This is a genomic window from Eubacterium sp. Marseille-QA0814, from assembly GCF_965119675.1.
Taxonomy (GTDB): Bacteria; Bacillota; Clostridia; order Lachnospirales; family Lachnospiraceae; genus Eubacterium_G.
In genome coordinates this window covers 1,142,956-1,156,894 of the sequence record NZ_CBCPMG010000001.1, presented here as the reverse complement: position 1 = coordinate 1,156,894, position 13,939 = coordinate 1,142,956, and the positions used below count along the sequence as shown (strand labels likewise).

Here is a 13,939-nt window from a genome sequence, read left to right as displayed (position 1 = left end):
TAAAACGTAATAATTTTTCTACCAATTCTAGTAAAATTGTGATAGAATATTGATAATAGGAGGAAAAAGAAATGAAACAAAAAAAATTTTTTATAATAGGTTTGATATTATTAGCAGTTATCTCATTTATAATATTCATACTAGTATCAGGTAGTGGTAAGAAAGGTAATGTTGAGACACCAAAAAACGTTAATGACATTATTAATACTATAAATAAAAATAACAAAAATGTTTTACCCGAACTTGAAACTATTAAAGTAGATATAAAGAATATTGATGAAGTTACTAGTTATACTGGATTAAAAACAAATGATGGAATCGAATCAATTGTTGTATCAGAACCGTTGGTAACAGCACAAGCTTATTCAGTTGCTATTGTTAGGGTTAAAGACAATGCTGATGTAGAAAAAATTAAACAAGAGATGTTAGATAATATTGATATGAGACGTTGGATTTGTGTTTCTGCAGAACAATTATATATCACAAATAGTGGTAATGTAATATTCTCTGTAATGGCTGATAAAGATGTTGCTAAAGCAGTATATAATGATTTTAAGAAATATGTAAATAATAATATTGGAAAAGAATTAGAAAAATCAAATAACTAAGAAAATATAGAACTTCCATCAGAAACGCCAGCAGAAAAATAATGAAGAACCTTTTAAGGTGCCTTTTTATAGGAGGATAAGATGTTATTTAATAGTATTAGTTTTTTATATTATTTTTTACCAGCATTAATAATTATATATTTTATAACACCTAAAAAATATAAAAATATTATTTTATTAATTGCATCTTTATTGTTTTATCTTTACGGAGAACCTAAATATGTTTTCTTAATGATTGCAGAAATTATTATTGCTTATATAGGTGCTATTTTAATTGATAAATATAAAAATCAAAGTAAAAATATATTAATAACAACTTTAATTATACATATATTTTTATTAATAATATTTAAATATACTGATTTTATTATACAATCAATTAATGATATATCTAATGCTAATATTAAATTATTAAATATTGCATTACCAATAGGAATATCATTTTATACATTTCAAATTATAAGTTATCTTATTGATGTATATAATGGTAAAGTTAAAGTTCAAAAAAACATTATAAATTTAGCAACTTATGTGTCTTTATTTCCACAGTTAATCGCAGGACCTATTGTTAGATATCAGACAGTAGAAAAAGAATTAGATGATAGAGTACATAGTTTTAATAATTTTGCATATGGTATTAGAAGATTTTCTATTGGACTTGCTAAAAAAGTATTAATAGCTAATGCTTTGGGAGAACTTTGCACTAAAGCTTTTGCTCTAAATGAAACAACCGTAATATTTTATTGGATATTTGGTATAAGTTATATGCTACAGTTGTATTTTGATTTTTCAGCTTATAGTGATATGGCTATTGGTCTTGGAAGAATATTTGGATTTAATTTCCCTGAAAACTTTAATTACCCATATATATCAAAAAGTATAACTGAGTTTTGGAGAAGATGGCACATTTCTCTTAGTACATGGTTTAAGGATTATGTTTATATTCCACTTGGAGGCAATAGAGATGGTAAATATAAACAAATAAGAAATATTTTAATAGTATGGTTATTAACTGGAATATGGCATGGTGCTAATTGGACTTTTTTAATATGGGGATTATTGTTTGGAATTATTCTTATAATAGAAAAAATATTCCTTAATAAATTTATGGAAAAATTGCCTTCTTTTATAAGAAGAATATATGTATTATTTATTGTTATGATATTATTTATTATATTTAATTCTGACAATATGTCAGTGGCTTTGACTAATATTAAAGGGTTATTTGGTATGAATGGAGAAGTTTTTATTAATGATTATACACTTCATTATTTAAAGAGTTATTTACCAATATTAATTATTGCTTTATTTGGGGCTACTCCTTTTATTAAAACATTAATAGATAAATTAAGAAAAAATAAATATCTAAATAGCATAATTAATATTTTAGAACCAATTTTAATAGTTATAATATTATTTGTTGTTACTTCTTATCTGATAGATAATTCATATAACCCATTTTTATATTTTAGATTTTAAGGAGGTTATACATGAACGATAAAATCAAAAATATAGTTATAACTTTAGTATTTCTTTTTACTATAATTTCATTATTTTTGATTAATGTTATAAAAAATGATACTGATATTTCTATAGCAGAGAAGAAAACTTACTACTATGCCAGAATTAACTACTAAAAGCTTGTTTGATGGTACATATTTTAAGAAATTTGATTCCTATGTTACGGATCAATTTATCAAAAGAGATACTTTTAGGAAAATTAAAATAGATATAGAATTATCTACTAAAGGTGAATATAACAATTTATATATGTATGATGATTATATTGTTGAAGAAATATTTCCTTTAAATACTAATTCTATTAATAATTTAACAAATAAGATTAATTATATAAAAAATACATATTTGAATAATAATAGTAATATATATTATACTATTATTCCTGATAAAAATTACTTTGTTAATAAAGGTAATTTAAAACTTGATTATAATAAATTACAAAATATGATGAAAAATAATTTAACAAATCTTAATTATATAAATATATTTGATAAATTAACACTTAATAATTATTATAAGACTGACACTCATTGGAAACAAGAAGATTTATTTAATGTCGCAAATACTATTGCTAATCAAATGAATTTTGATATAACTAATAACAATGTTGAAAATACAATTACTACTTTTAAGGGTAGTTATGCTGGTAGACTATCAGTAACTAAAGATATTGATACTATAAAAACCATATCTAATCCATCTATTGATAATAGTAGTGTGTATAATTATGAAACTAAAAAATATACAAAAATATATGATTATGATAAAATAAAATCATTAGATAAATATGATATATATTTATCAGGAGCATCTTCTATTATAGATATTGTTAATCCTACTTCAAAAAGTAATAAAGAATTAATTGTTTTTCGTGATTCTTATGGCAGTAGTTTAGTTCCTCTATTAATAGATGGTTATAGGAAGATTACTGTTATTGATATTAGATATGTTTCTTCAAAGATTCTGAATAATTATATAAAATTTGATAATCAAGATGTTCTTTTTATGTATAGTATATTATCTATAAATAATAGTTTTTCTATGAGATAAGGAATCTGGTTAATTAGATTCCTTTTTTCTCTGTTAACTAATAAATAAACAATCTATAACACTTTTTTATTAAATTTTTTCGAAAACGGAAATTTTGACTGAATTAAATTAAAAGTTCCTGTTTTAAAAGAAAATGCAATTTCATAAGAAATTTCCCGCAAATACAGAACATTTTACTCAAATTTTTAGACTAAATGCAAGTTTATAAAAAAATATTTAATTTATCATACTTATTTCATAACAAAAACTCGGAGTTATTTCCGCTTTTTTCAGACTTATTGCAGTTTTTATTAGTAAACGTCAAACCACCCGCCTTAACAGATGATTGACTTTATGCCATACTATAAGAAATCTAAAAAATCAATGTAGTTTTTAAAGTTTTTATAGGAGGCTAAAAGCTATGGATAAATGTACACGCGAAGTTCGCAAACAAAGCTGGAAAAACATCATCACGCAGTGTATGCAAAGACCGGAAGGAATGACTGCCAAGCAATGGCTTGATGCAAATGGCATCAGTGAGTAGTCTTACTATTGCTGGCTCACATTCTTAACAAGGAACATTTTTAATTACAATGATACTATTTTTGTAATTAATAACATGAGTTGTAGTACTTTGTTTAACTGTATCACATTTGCAAAGTTTACACATATCTTTACTCCTATTTAATCTTTTAGTTTTGTTACCACTCTTTTATGTTATCAAGATACATATAACTTCTTTCATATTTTTCTTTAATAAATTTTAATCTTTTATTCTGTTTTACTTCATCAATATTATTAATATTTACTATTTTTAACAAAAGTAATAAATCTTTTTTATCTGTTTTTCTGAGAACCAAACCACCATCAACGCAAACTGTCAGCCACTGCCAAACGCAAGAATTCCATCAAGGAGGAGATCCTCAAAATCTATAATGATTCAAAGCAAAAGACTTTGACTTTAGCAGTGAATTCCATAACATACTTAAAGAACAATTCAATCCCGAACGGCCAAATGCTGTCTGGTGTACTGACATTACATACGTATGGACCAATGACGGCTTTGTGTATCTTAACTGTGTAATGAATCTGTTTGCCAGAAAGATAATTGCATGGACTCTTGTCGACACAATGGAAGTTTCCACTGTAATAAAAACAATTGAAAAAGCCAATGCAATACGTAACACCGATTTACCTTTAATAATACACACTGACCGCGGAAGCCAGTATGTGTCTCAGGCATGGCGTGAAGCCACCAAAAACATGCAACGCAGTTATTCACATAAAGGTTATCCTTATGACAATGCCTGCATTGAACTCAGTGCCAGTTCTTTTTTTACATAAATATGCTTTAATATATCTGTCAAAAAATAAACAATAATTGCTATTTAATATGTTAGAAATTATAATATAAATAAGGAAAAAACGCAGCAAATATACCCAAAATTGAAAGGAAGGAACATATGAAAAAAACTTTGAAAACACTAATGCTAATTGGAGCAATAGCATTAGGAATGAATTTTGCGGGGGTAAAAGCCCAGGCAGTAGAAGAAACAACGGTTGTGGCAACTACGGTGACAGAGGAAACAACTACAGCACCGGAAACCACTACAAAGGTGGAAGAACCAACTACGAAGCAGCCTACTATTGAAAAAACAACAACGAAACCTAACGTGGACACAAAAGGAACAAAAGTTAAAAAAGGTGGCTATGTTAAGAAATCAGTTTATGCATATAATTTAAAGTTGGAGAAAGTAACAAAGGTCAAAAAAGGAGTCCGCTACTATGTTTATAAGAAATGCAATAGCGGATATTCAATGTTAAAAGTTGGAAATAAGAAGCTATTAGTAAAATCAAAATATGTTGTCTACAAATGTAATGCTAAAAAAATAGTAAATACATTAGATAAGAAATATTCCTATGCAAACATGAAATCTGACCTTAAGAAATTAAAAGAAGCCTACGGCTCAATATTGAAAGTTGAAGTTGCAGGAAAAAGTTTAGATAAGAGAAATTTGTATTACGTTACTTTAGGTAAGGAAACGGCTAAGAAGACTGTTTATGTAGAAACGTCAATACATGCAAGAGAGTATATGAATACTAAATTTATGATGAAAGTCATTGAAGAGTATTGTAGAGGATATGATACCAAAAAATATCAGGGAAAGAATTACAGTACAATTTTTAACAAGGTAAAATTAGTAATTATGCCAATGGTAAATCCGGATGGTGTAACAATTAGTCAATATGGACCTAAGAAAATAAGAGATATTAATTTACGTCAGAACCTTTACAAAATAGCAAAAGGAGCTAGTTTTAAAGAATGGAAGACAAATGCAAGAGGCGTGGATATCAATAGAAATTTTGCAGAAGGCTTTGGAAGAGAAAGTGCAAAAGCACCTGGTGAAAAGCTATATGCAGGAAAGAAAGCTGTATCTGAACCTGAGACAAAGGCACAGATAGCCGTAGTTAAAAAAGTAAAACCTAATGTAGTAATTTGTTATCATCAGGCTGGAGAAGTTATGTATCACCGTAAAAACACAAAACTTAGCAATATGTTGTATTCCATGACAAAATATACTCACGTAATAAGTGAGCCAACAGCTTATGGAACATTCAGCGATTATTTAGATGCCAGAAATATTTTAAATTGCACATTAGAAACTGGTAAAGTACCGGCGCCTGTAAAAAATAGTGAATTTAAGAAAATATATAAATTAAACAGATATGTATTAGTAGCAGTTGCAAAAATGTATTCATAAAATCAAGTGAATACAGTATTTTAACAGTGAGAAAAGGTGGTCACATATGAATAAAAATACGATTAAAAAGATAATTGCATCAGGACTAATTATAGCAATAATAGCTGCAGGAACAAAAATTGCTGATAAAAGTTCGCAAGTGACAGGAACAAATTCCATAAACACCATTGTTGGGGCAGAAGAGATTACTAGATCAGCTACAGATTTTGAAAAGGAAAGACCCACAATAACATCCGTTATAAATAATAAAAACAGCACAACTATAAAATGGAACAAAATAGAAGGTGCTAAGGGATATGATATTTATAGAGACGGAAAAAAAATTTGTCAGGTAAAAAAATCAATACAGTATACTGATAAGAAAGCAAATAAGAATGGAAGCTTGTACACTTTTAAGGTTGTGGCATACAAAACAGCAAAAGGTAGGAGATACGAGAGCAAACCTTCTTTAGAAGTTAAAAACTATTTCCTTAAAGGAAGCAGCATTAACATATTATCAGGAAAATCTGGAAATAATCAGATTTCATGGCGCAAAAACAGTAAAGCAAACGGATATGAAATTCAATATTCAACAAAAGAAAATTTTACAAAGGGTAAAACTATAAACGTACAAAACAAAAATTCTGCAAAGCTTAGTAAATTAAAGAAGAAAAATTACTACGTGAGAGTCAGGGGATATGTGAAGAAAGGAAAAAACAAATATTATTCAGTTTGGAGCACCTGCGCCGAAATAATTGCATGGAATTCTAAATGGGAATTTGCAGGTTATTCCAAAATACATACAGACGCAGCAACATTATATTTTTCAACAGCATCTAAACTTAAGCAGAAAACAGTTTGCGTAAATGCCGGTCATGGAACAAAAGGTGGCGAAAGTGTTAAGACATACTGTCATCCTGACAAAAGTGCAAAGGTGACAGGTGGAAGTACAGCTCAGGGAGCTGTAAAAGCTACTTCAATTAACGGTGGAACTACTTTAAGTGACGGAACATCGGAGGCAAAGGCAACACTTAAACTGGCAAAGGTTGTGAAAAAGAAACTTTTAAAAGCAGGCTATAATGTTTTGATGGTAAGAGAAAGTGAAGATTCACAGATAGACAACATAGGAAGAACGGTATACGCAAACAACAATGCAGATTACCACATTGCCCTACATTATGATTCTTCATCAGCAAATAAAGGCGCATTTTATATTAGCGTTCCAAATAACAAGTCTTACAGAAACATGTATCCGGTTTCAAAGAATTGGAAAAAACATAATAAATTAGGACAAAATCTTATTTGGGGAATGAAAAATGCCGGTGTAAAAATTTATGGAAATGGAGCTATGGCAATTGACTTAACACAAACATCTTATTCAACAATAGCATCTGTTGATTTAGAAGTTGGGGATAAACGAAGTAATCATTCAGGTAAGGCATTAAATAAGATTGCCAATGGAATTGTGAAGGGCATGAATAAGTAGGTAAATAGCTAATTAACTCGGAACAACCCAAGTCGGAGATAACCGAATAAAATTAAAGGCTTGACTTTGCCTATAGGGCAAGGTTTACTATTTACACATAGATAGTTACAACTTCTTAAAAAATCGGCAATTACACTGATACAGAAAAATTTGTGTTGAAATTGAACGAATTTAGAGGCATAACAATATAAAACTGCAAATAATTGTTCACTGTGTGGAACAGCAATCTTTACAATTTGCCCTGATTGGGGTAGACGTATTTCAGTAAAAGATAAATATCGCAATGGTTGTGGCAGGAAAAATGAGAATGTTACGGGTGAAAATTAAATAAAAATTAAATAAAAATTAAATAAACTTAAATAACTTTCTCCCAATGCAATATTTTTCAAAATGCCAACGTTTCATAATTAAATTAAAGAGAAAGGAGAGTAACGATTATGAGAAATTTTAAGAAAAAGTTATTAGTTGGTTCATTAATTATTACGATGGCATTAGGAGGTGTATGTCAGGGAACACCAGTTGGTGCTTATGTAAACTATTCCAGTGACACATCTTTTAATAGTGCAGGTGGAAAGAATTTGACAATACATTATGGAACTAAAACAAAATTAGGCAAGTACACCATATCCACTGGAAAGAATAAAGATAACAAACGTTGCATTTATTCAAAAAAAGCAGGTAAGAAAAAAGAATGTTTGGGCAGAGTGGTAAATGGAAATCAATACTTTACTTACAAAAAAAGTGTTTTTTTCTTGGGAAAACAACATGGAACATACAAATATGTTCCAGGTAAGAAGGTTGAGAGAGTAAAGGCAATAAAAAAAATCACTTACATAGCGGGAATTTATGGGAAGAAGAATTTGATTATTCGTAGTAAGAATGTTTTGAAGGCTTATAATGTTGCAACAGGTAAAATGAAAGTCCTTACAGATAAGTTCCCAAAGAATGTTTATAATTTTGGCATTTATGGAGATTACGCATACTGCGAAAAGTATGTTAAACATCAGGAAAAATTATATGCGTATAATATGAAAAAAGATAAAATGATGTTAACAAGATTGCCAGTAGGAATGTTTATTAAAAACATAAAGATGAATAACAATATATTATATTTTACAGGTAATCAAACTACTGTAAAAAACGAGAATAGAGAAATAGCAACATATACATCAGATGATTATAGAATTTTCAAGTGGGATTTGAAGAATGAACCTGAAGAAATGATAAGTAATGCACAAATTATTAATTTCGATGGTGATAATATGTATTATTTCAATTATAAAGCAGACGAAGAAAATAAGATTCAGGCAAAGACAATCCATGAGTACAACATGAAAACCAAAGCTGTGAAAGTAATTAAAACCCCAGAAGAAGTAGATGTTGAATATGCAAGCAAAATTATCAAAAAAGGAAATGTTTTAAAAATCTACATTGCGGGTGAACATTATGATGAAAGTAGAATTTATTCTATAAAAGATGATGGAACCGGTTTTAAATTAGTTAGAACAGAAGAAAAGAAATAACTAATAATAAAGGAAATAAACTTAAGCGTTTACAATGAAAAAAGAAAAGTCGGTAGAATAAAAAGTGCTTACAAGGATAAAGAAATAGAATAAAAGGTGGTCAAAGATAAAAAATAAAAAGTAATAAAATAAAAGAGAAGAAGGATAAAACAAAACCTCAGTTGATAAAAAAGTCAACTGAGGTTTTAATGTATGCGCATTTACGTAAAAAGAAAATGTTGCTAAATAGGCACGCGCTGGTTGCGTAGAATGTGGCAAGTGACATTCCAGATTCTTTTAAAAGAATTTGGAAATTAACCCATTTACAATAATGAATATAATCGTAATAGGGAGAATCCATTTACAGTAAAAACGAATTTGTTTTGGAACTTTCAAACCTGAGCCTGAATTAACTTCCTTAATATAATTATCCCATCCCCAACCATATCTGCTTGTGCAGAATAGAGTGTAAATAAGTGAGCCAATTGGAAGGATTAAATTACTTATTAAAAAGTCTTCTAAATCCATAACATTTGTATTTTTTCCAAAAGGCATGAATCCTGACCAAACGTTAAAACCAAGAACGCAAGGGATGGAAGTAACAGTTATAATAATTGCATTTATAATTGCAGTTTTCTTACGTGACCATTTCCAAAGATCCATACATGATGACATAATGTTTTCAAAAACGGCAATTACAGTTGAAAATGCTGCGAAAGCCATGAAAATAAAGAAGCAACTTCCCCAGATACGACCACCCGGCATCTTTGCAAAAATATTTGGCAAAGTAACAAATATAAGTTTTGGTCCCTGATCAGGGCTAACACCAAATGCAAAGCATGTTGGGAAAATAATCAAGCCTGACACAATGGCAACAAATGTATCTAATGCAACAATGTTAATTGATTCTCCAAGTAGTGAACGGTCTTTTCCAAGATAGCTGCCAAAAATTGTCATAGAGCCCATGCCAATACTAAGTGTGAAAAATGCCTGATTCATTGCAGCTACTATAACATTAATAAGGCCAACCTTTTTAATTTGTTCAAAGTCAGGTACCAGATAAAAATACAAGCCCTTGCCGGCACCTTCAAGAAAAATACTGTTAATTGCCAAAACAACCATAATCACCAAAAGGGCAATCATCATTACTTTGGAAATTTTTTCAACTCCGTTTTGTAATCCAAGTGAACAAACTAGGAAACCTACAATAATAACAAGAGTTGTCCAAAATATCATTTCCGAAGGAATGGCATTCATATTTGAAAAATGATTTTGAACAGCATTAGTGTCTGCGTTTACAAAGTCACCTTTTGCTGTATCAAAAAAGTATCGTAGCATCCAACCGGAAACTGTTGTGTAGAACATCATAAGAATATAGTTACCTGCCATTCCGCTGTAACCATGCAGATGCCAATACTGACCTTTTTTCTCAAGAGTCTTAAAAGCTCTTGAAATACTTTGCTGACTACCACGACCAACTGAAAACTCCATTGTTAAAATAGGAAGCCCTAAAATAACAAGGAATAAGATGTAAAATAATACAAAACATCCACCGCCATTATTTCCAACAACATAAGGAAAACGCCATACATTTCCAATACCTATGGCACAGCCGGCAGAAATAAGAATGAATCCAAGTCTGGATTTAAATTTTTCTCTTTCCATATACAATCTCAATTCTATTTTTATTACATCATTCCAAAGTCAACTAAAATTAAAAAAATTATTTTACAATGGATATGCTGCAAACAACATCTTAAAGAAATAAGAAGAATTTGTCAATTTAACGTGTTAGTGTTGTAAAGCAGTAAGGTTGATACACATTTTGCACCAATGCAAGTACCTAAATTGATTTACATTTAATAGGAATAACAGTGCAGGTTATTTTAGTTGTTTTTGGAATTGTATTAACAATTTATGGAATATATGAGATTATATATTCTGGAAGGAATCACTTTGATAGTAATAAATTATATCAATCAATAGAGGAGCAGAATTTAATGAAAGAACATCCACATTCAATTGTATTAATTAAAGATACATTTAATCAACATACTAATAGATATCTTTTATATTATGATTCAAGATGGAATTGCAAACTATTTTTAAATTATTCGACTATAACTTCTGGAATAAAAGAAGATGAGGCAAATATTAGTAAGCACTTGCAAATGGAATTGAAAGTCGCAGATTACGATATTAAAGGTGCTTATGAATTTGAAAAAGTGCATGAAAAATTTTCAATAAGTTCGCAGGAAAATAAATGTTATAGACATCGTTTCTATAAATATGTAATAAGTAATTTTTCTGAAAATTTGAAGAGAGATTGCTTCGAAATAGATGGCAAAAAATTCTATTGGATGTCAATTGCAGAGATGGAATGTGATTCAAGAATAATGGAAGTCAATAGTGATATTGTTAATATGGTAAAACAGCAGGATATAAAATAAGTGAAAACCTCTACACCTTAAAAGTGTGGAGGTTTTCTATTGCAAGTGCCAAAATGTGAATTGCTAAAGATAAAAAAAATAAAATCAGGGTGTTAAACTGAATACGTCTAAAAAATAAACGTTCCACTAGGGATGCACATTTGCACGAAAGGAAAATGTTTCTAACGGGTACGTGCTTGGTGCAAAGAATGTCGTAAGCGACATTCTTTGCTATATGGAATAAACTTGGGTGGTGTGGTAAAATAAATAGCAAGGAAATTAATTTGTGAAAGGACAAAAAATGAGTAATACATTTATTGCACCGTGGGGCACATGTGGTTGGCAAGGTGACAATAGGAGAGAATGTAGGTATATGGTACAATACAGTTGTTCGCGGTGATATGGAAGAAATAATAATTGGTGACAATAGCAACATTCAGGATAATTCCATGGCTCTTGGAAGTCAGGCAAGAGTTGTTAGAAAACTTACAGAATCTGAGATTGAATCAAACAAGAAAAATGCAGAAGAGTATGTTAAGTTAATGAAAGCAAGTAAAGAGTTAAATTAATGCATACAAATAAGGAGCAAAATTTATGCAAATGACTACATTGTGTTACATAGAAAAAGATGATAAATATTTAATGTTACACAGAATCAAAAAGAAAAATGACATTAATGAAGGTAAGTGGATTGGAGTAGGAGGGCATGCTGAAGGAAGCGAGAGTCCGGAAGAATGTTTAAAAAGAGAAGTACAAGAAGAAACAGGATTAAAACTTTTGTCTTATAAGTTAAGAGGGTTAATAACTTTTGTAAGTAATCAATGTGAACCTGAAATGATGTGTTTATTCACGGCAGATAAGTTTGAGGGACAAATTACATCCTGCGATGAGGGCGATTTAATGTGGGTGCCTAAGAAAGATGTTTTGCAACTTCCAACTTGGGAAGGAGATGCTGTTTTCTTGAAATTACTACTTGATAATGAAGAAAAATTTTTTACATTGAAATTAATTTATGAAGATGAAAAGTTAGTTAAAAAAAATATTCAGTTTTATTAGAAAATCAGAAAATTGCAAATGTTTAGACATACAAGAGTAAATTGTGTAATAAAAAATTCCTGTAATGAAAACTTGAGTGAAAATAAATCACGCATAAAGGAATCAGATTTTTAATACGAAATGTATGATTAAAAAAAAGAAAATGAAAATTAGATAAGAAAAAGGAAAATAGGATGAGAAAAAGAAAAAATAAAATGAGAGAAAAATTTATATTAAAATTAAAGAAATGCTTAGTCTTGGGAATGTGCTTGTGCATATTCCAAACTACCGTAAGTGCAGCTACACCATGGTCCCAAAGTAACGGTATTTTTTATGACGGTAATGGAAATGAAATTAAAGGTGCAATTGCAAAAGGAATAGACATAAGTTACCATCAGGGAGATATTGATTGGGCGAAGGTTAAAGCTGAAGGTTTTACTTTTGCACTTCTAAGATGTGGATACGGCGATAATATTGAATCTCAGCATGACAGCAAATTTGTGCAGAATGTAAAAGGCTGTGAAGAAAATGGAATTGAATACGGCGTGTACATATATTCTTACGCAGTGAATACACAAATGGCAAAGAACGAAGCTGACCATGTTTTAACAATGCTTGATGGTGCAGGTGCAAAACCTACCATGCCAATTTATTATGACATAGAAGATGAAAAAACTCAGGGTAATCTAAAAGCTTCAAAGTTAGGAGATATTGCAGAAACTTTTTGCAATATTATGAAAGAAAAAGGTTATAAAGTTGGAGTTTATTCCAATTATTATTGGTGGACAAATAAGCTTACCGATGCCAGATTTGAAAATTGGGCAAGATGGGTTGCAAGATATAATAATGAAAGTGGTTACGAAAAAAAATATGATATTTGGCAGTATAGTGAAAACAGTACAGTTAACGGAATCGGTGGAAATAAGACAGATGTAAATATATTGTTGTCAAGGGAATGTAGTGTGACAGGTCATAACTACGCAGTGGAACAGTTAATTACAAAAGGAACAATATCAAAGTCAGGTAAAGCTACATATTATTGTAAAACCTGTGGTCACAAGAAAACAGACATAATACCAAAAGTAAAAAGCGTAACTTTATCAAAAACAAAATATGAGTATACAGGCAAGTTAAATAAGCCTACAGTGAAAATAACTAATTCAAAAGGAAGTCTTTTAACCCAAAATGATTATTCAGTGAGTTATAGCAAGAATAAAAACGTAGGAGTTGCTACAGTAACAATAACCCTTAAGGGCAATTATCAGGGAACTACTAATAAAACTTTTAAAATAGTACCTGGAACAGTAAAGAAATTAACGGTAAAAAACAACAGCAAACAAAAGGCAAAGATAAACTGGAAGAAAGTATCGCAGACATCAGGCTATGAAATTCAATATGCTACAAATAAGTCAATGAAGAAAGCAAAGACTGTAACTGTTAAGAAGACTTCAAAAGTATTATCAAAGCTTAAGAAGAATAAAACATACTATGTAAGAGTAAGAGCATACAAAACAGTTTCAGGTAGCAAGTTTTATGGCTCTTACAGTGGAAAGAAATCTGTGAAAATAAAGAGATAATTAGGAAGAAT

Annotated in this window: 15 protein-coding genes; 13 read left to right on the top strand and 2 right to left on the bottom strand. The window is 29.6% G+C overall.

Annotation, left to right across the window (positions count from 1 at the left end):
* Positions 1-71 precede the first annotated feature (71 nt).
* The 5 genes from ACQY63_RS05395 to ACQY63_RS05375 all read left to right on the top strand — a co-directional run bounded on the left by ACQY63_RS05395 (position 72) and on the right by ACQY63_RS05375 (position 3,702).
* Positions 72-608, top strand: a complete 537-nt coding sequence (locus ACQY63_RS05395) for a hypothetical protein (RefSeq protein WP_302690420.1) — start codon at positions 72-74, stop codon at positions 606-608.
* An 81-nt stretch (positions 609-689) separates the two neighbouring features.
* The gene (locus tag ACQY63_RS05390; protein ID WP_428244836.1) at positions 690-2,087 is read left to right on the top strand and encodes an MBOAT family O-acyltransferase; all 1,398 of its coding nucleotides are present in this window, start codon (positions 690-692) and stop codon (positions 2,085-2,087) included.
* Positions 2,088-2,098: 11 nt separating this feature from the next.
* Complete coding sequence (locus ACQY63_RS05385; RefSeq protein WP_428244835.1) at positions 2,099-2,245, top strand: hypothetical protein; 147 nt, start codon at positions 2,099-2,101, stop codon at positions 2,243-2,245.
* On the top strand, positions 2,226-3,179 hold the full coding sequence (locus tag ACQY63_RS05380) for a DHHW family protein (protein ID WP_428244834.1): 954 nt from the start codon (positions 2,226-2,228) through the stop codon (positions 3,177-3,179). The genes ACQY63_RS05385 and ACQY63_RS05380 overlap by 20 nt, the downstream gene beginning before the upstream one ends.
* 400 nt (positions 3,180-3,579) lie before the next feature.
* Positions 3,580-3,702, top strand: a complete 123-nt coding sequence (locus ACQY63_RS05375; RefSeq protein ID WP_412622538.1) for a hypothetical protein — start codon at positions 3,580-3,582, stop codon at positions 3,700-3,702.
* A 24-nt stretch (positions 3,703-3,726) separates the two neighbouring features.
* Here ACQY63_RS05375 and ACQY63_RS05370 read toward each other — a convergent pair whose 3' ends face one another.
* Entirely contained in the window at positions 3,727-3,828 is a 102-nt protein-coding gene (locus tag ACQY63_RS05370; RefSeq protein WP_412622537.1) for a YgiT-type zinc finger protein, read from the bottom strand.
* Positions 3,829-4,139: 311 nt separating this feature from the next.
* Between ACQY63_RS05370 and ACQY63_RS05365 the strand changes: the two genes are divergently transcribed.
* From ACQY63_RS05365 to ACQY63_RS05350, 4 genes are all read left to right on the top strand, one after another.
* Entirely contained in the window at positions 4,140-4,502 is a 363-nt protein-coding gene (locus tag ACQY63_RS05365; RefSeq protein ID WP_428245279.1) for a transposase, read from the top strand.
* A 119-nt stretch (positions 4,503-4,621) separates the two neighbouring features.
* Positions 4,622-5,920 carry a M14 family metallopeptidase gene (locus ACQY63_RS05360; RefSeq protein WP_428244833.1) on the top strand — a complete coding sequence of 433 codons (1,299 nt, stop codon included), beginning with the start codon at positions 4,622-4,624 and terminating at the stop codon, positions 5,918-5,920.
* 46 nt (positions 5,921-5,966) lie between these two features.
* Entirely contained in the window at positions 5,967-7,385 is a 1,419-nt protein-coding gene (locus ACQY63_RS05355) for an N-acetylmuramoyl-L-alanine amidase (RefSeq protein ID WP_022164953.1), read from the top strand.
* A gap of 437 nt (positions 7,386-7,822) precedes the next feature.
* Complete coding sequence (locus ACQY63_RS05350) at positions 7,823-8,908, top strand: hypothetical protein (protein WP_428244832.1); 1,086 nt, start codon at positions 7,823-7,825, stop codon at positions 8,906-8,908.
* A gap of 276 nt (positions 8,909-9,184) precedes the next feature.
* On the opposite strand, the gene ACQY63_RS05345 is transcribed toward ACQY63_RS05350, so the two are convergent.
* A complete protein-coding gene (locus tag ACQY63_RS05345; protein WP_412622527.1) occupies positions 9,185-10,552 on the bottom strand; it encodes a sodium-dependent transporter in 1,368 nt (455 codons plus the stop codon).
* 335 nt (positions 10,553-10,887) lie between these two features.
* On the opposite strand from ACQY63_RS05345, the gene ACQY63_RS05340 reads away from it, so the two are divergent.
* From ACQY63_RS05340 to ACQY63_RS05325, 4 genes are all read left to right on the top strand, one after another.
* Positions 10,888-11,337 carry a hypothetical protein gene (locus ACQY63_RS05340; protein ID WP_428244831.1) on the top strand — a complete coding sequence of 150 codons (450 nt, stop codon included), beginning with the start codon at positions 10,888-10,890 and terminating at the stop codon, positions 11,335-11,337.
* Between the two features lie 326 nt (positions 11,338-11,663).
* A complete protein-coding gene (locus tag ACQY63_RS05335; protein ID WP_428244830.1) occupies positions 11,664-11,885 on the top strand; it encodes a hypothetical protein in 222 nt (73 codons plus the stop codon).
* Positions 11,886-11,910: 25 nt separating this feature from the next.
* Positions 11,911-12,372, top strand: coding sequence for an NUDIX hydrolase (locus ACQY63_RS05330; RefSeq protein ID WP_022164946.1), 462 nt, complete (start codon positions 11,911-11,913; stop codon positions 12,370-12,372).
* Positions 12,373-12,545: 173 nt separating this feature from the next.
* Positions 12,546-13,928 carry a GH25 family lysozyme gene (locus ACQY63_RS05325; protein ID WP_022164945.1) on the top strand — a complete coding sequence of 461 codons (1,383 nt, stop codon included), beginning with the start codon at positions 12,546-12,548 and terminating at the stop codon, positions 13,926-13,928.
* Positions 13,929-13,939: the final 11 nt, after the last annotated feature.

Excerpts from the sequence above, each read along its gene's own strand:
- ACQY63_RS05340 (WP_428244831.1), top strand. The coding sequence starts at position 10,888 with ATGAAAGAACATCCACATTCAATTGTATTAATTAAAGATACATTTAAT.
- ACQY63_RS05360 (WP_428244833.1), top strand. The coding sequence starts at position 4,622 with ATGAAAAAAACTTTGAAAACACTAATGCTAATTGGAGCAATAGCATTA.
- ACQY63_RS05325 (WP_022164945.1), top strand. The coding sequence starts at position 12,546 with ATGAGAAAAAGAAAAAATAAAATGAGAGAAAAATTTATATTAAAATTA.
- ACQY63_RS05370 (WP_412622537.1), bottom strand. The coding sequence starts at position 3,828 with ATGTGTAAACTTTGCAAATGTGATACAGTTAAACAAAGTACTACAACT.
- ACQY63_RS05330 (WP_022164946.1), top strand. The coding sequence starts at position 11,911 with ATGCAAATGACTACATTGTGTTACATAGAAAAAGATGATAAATATTTA.
- ACQY63_RS05350 (WP_428244832.1), top strand. The coding sequence starts at position 7,823 with ATGAGAAATTTTAAGAAAAAGTTATTAGTTGGTTCATTAATTATTACG.
- ACQY63_RS05345 (WP_412622527.1), bottom strand. The coding sequence starts at position 10,552 with ATGGAAAGAGAAAAATTTAAATCCAGACTTGGATTCATTCTTATTTCT.
- ACQY63_RS05390 (WP_428244836.1), top strand. The coding sequence starts at position 690 with ATGTTATTTAATAGTATTAGTTTTTTATATTATTTTTTACCAGCATTA.
- ACQY63_RS05380 (WP_428244834.1), top strand. The coding sequence starts at position 2,226 with ATGCCAGAATTAACTACTAAAAGCTTGTTTGATGGTACATATTTTAAG.
- ACQY63_RS05385 (WP_428244835.1), top strand. The coding sequence starts at position 2,099 with ATGAACGATAAAATCAAAAATATAGTTATAACTTTAGTATTTCTTTTT.
- ACQY63_RS05395 (WP_302690420.1), top strand. The coding sequence starts at position 72 with ATGAAACAAAAAAAATTTTTTATAATAGGTTTGATATTATTAGCAGTT.
- ACQY63_RS05355 (WP_022164953.1), top strand. The coding sequence starts at position 5,967 with ATGAATAAAAATACGATTAAAAAGATAATTGCATCAGGACTAATTATA.
- ACQY63_RS05375 (WP_412622538.1), top strand. The coding sequence starts at position 3,580 with ATGGATAAATGTACACGCGAAGTTCGCAAACAAAGCTGGAAAAACATC.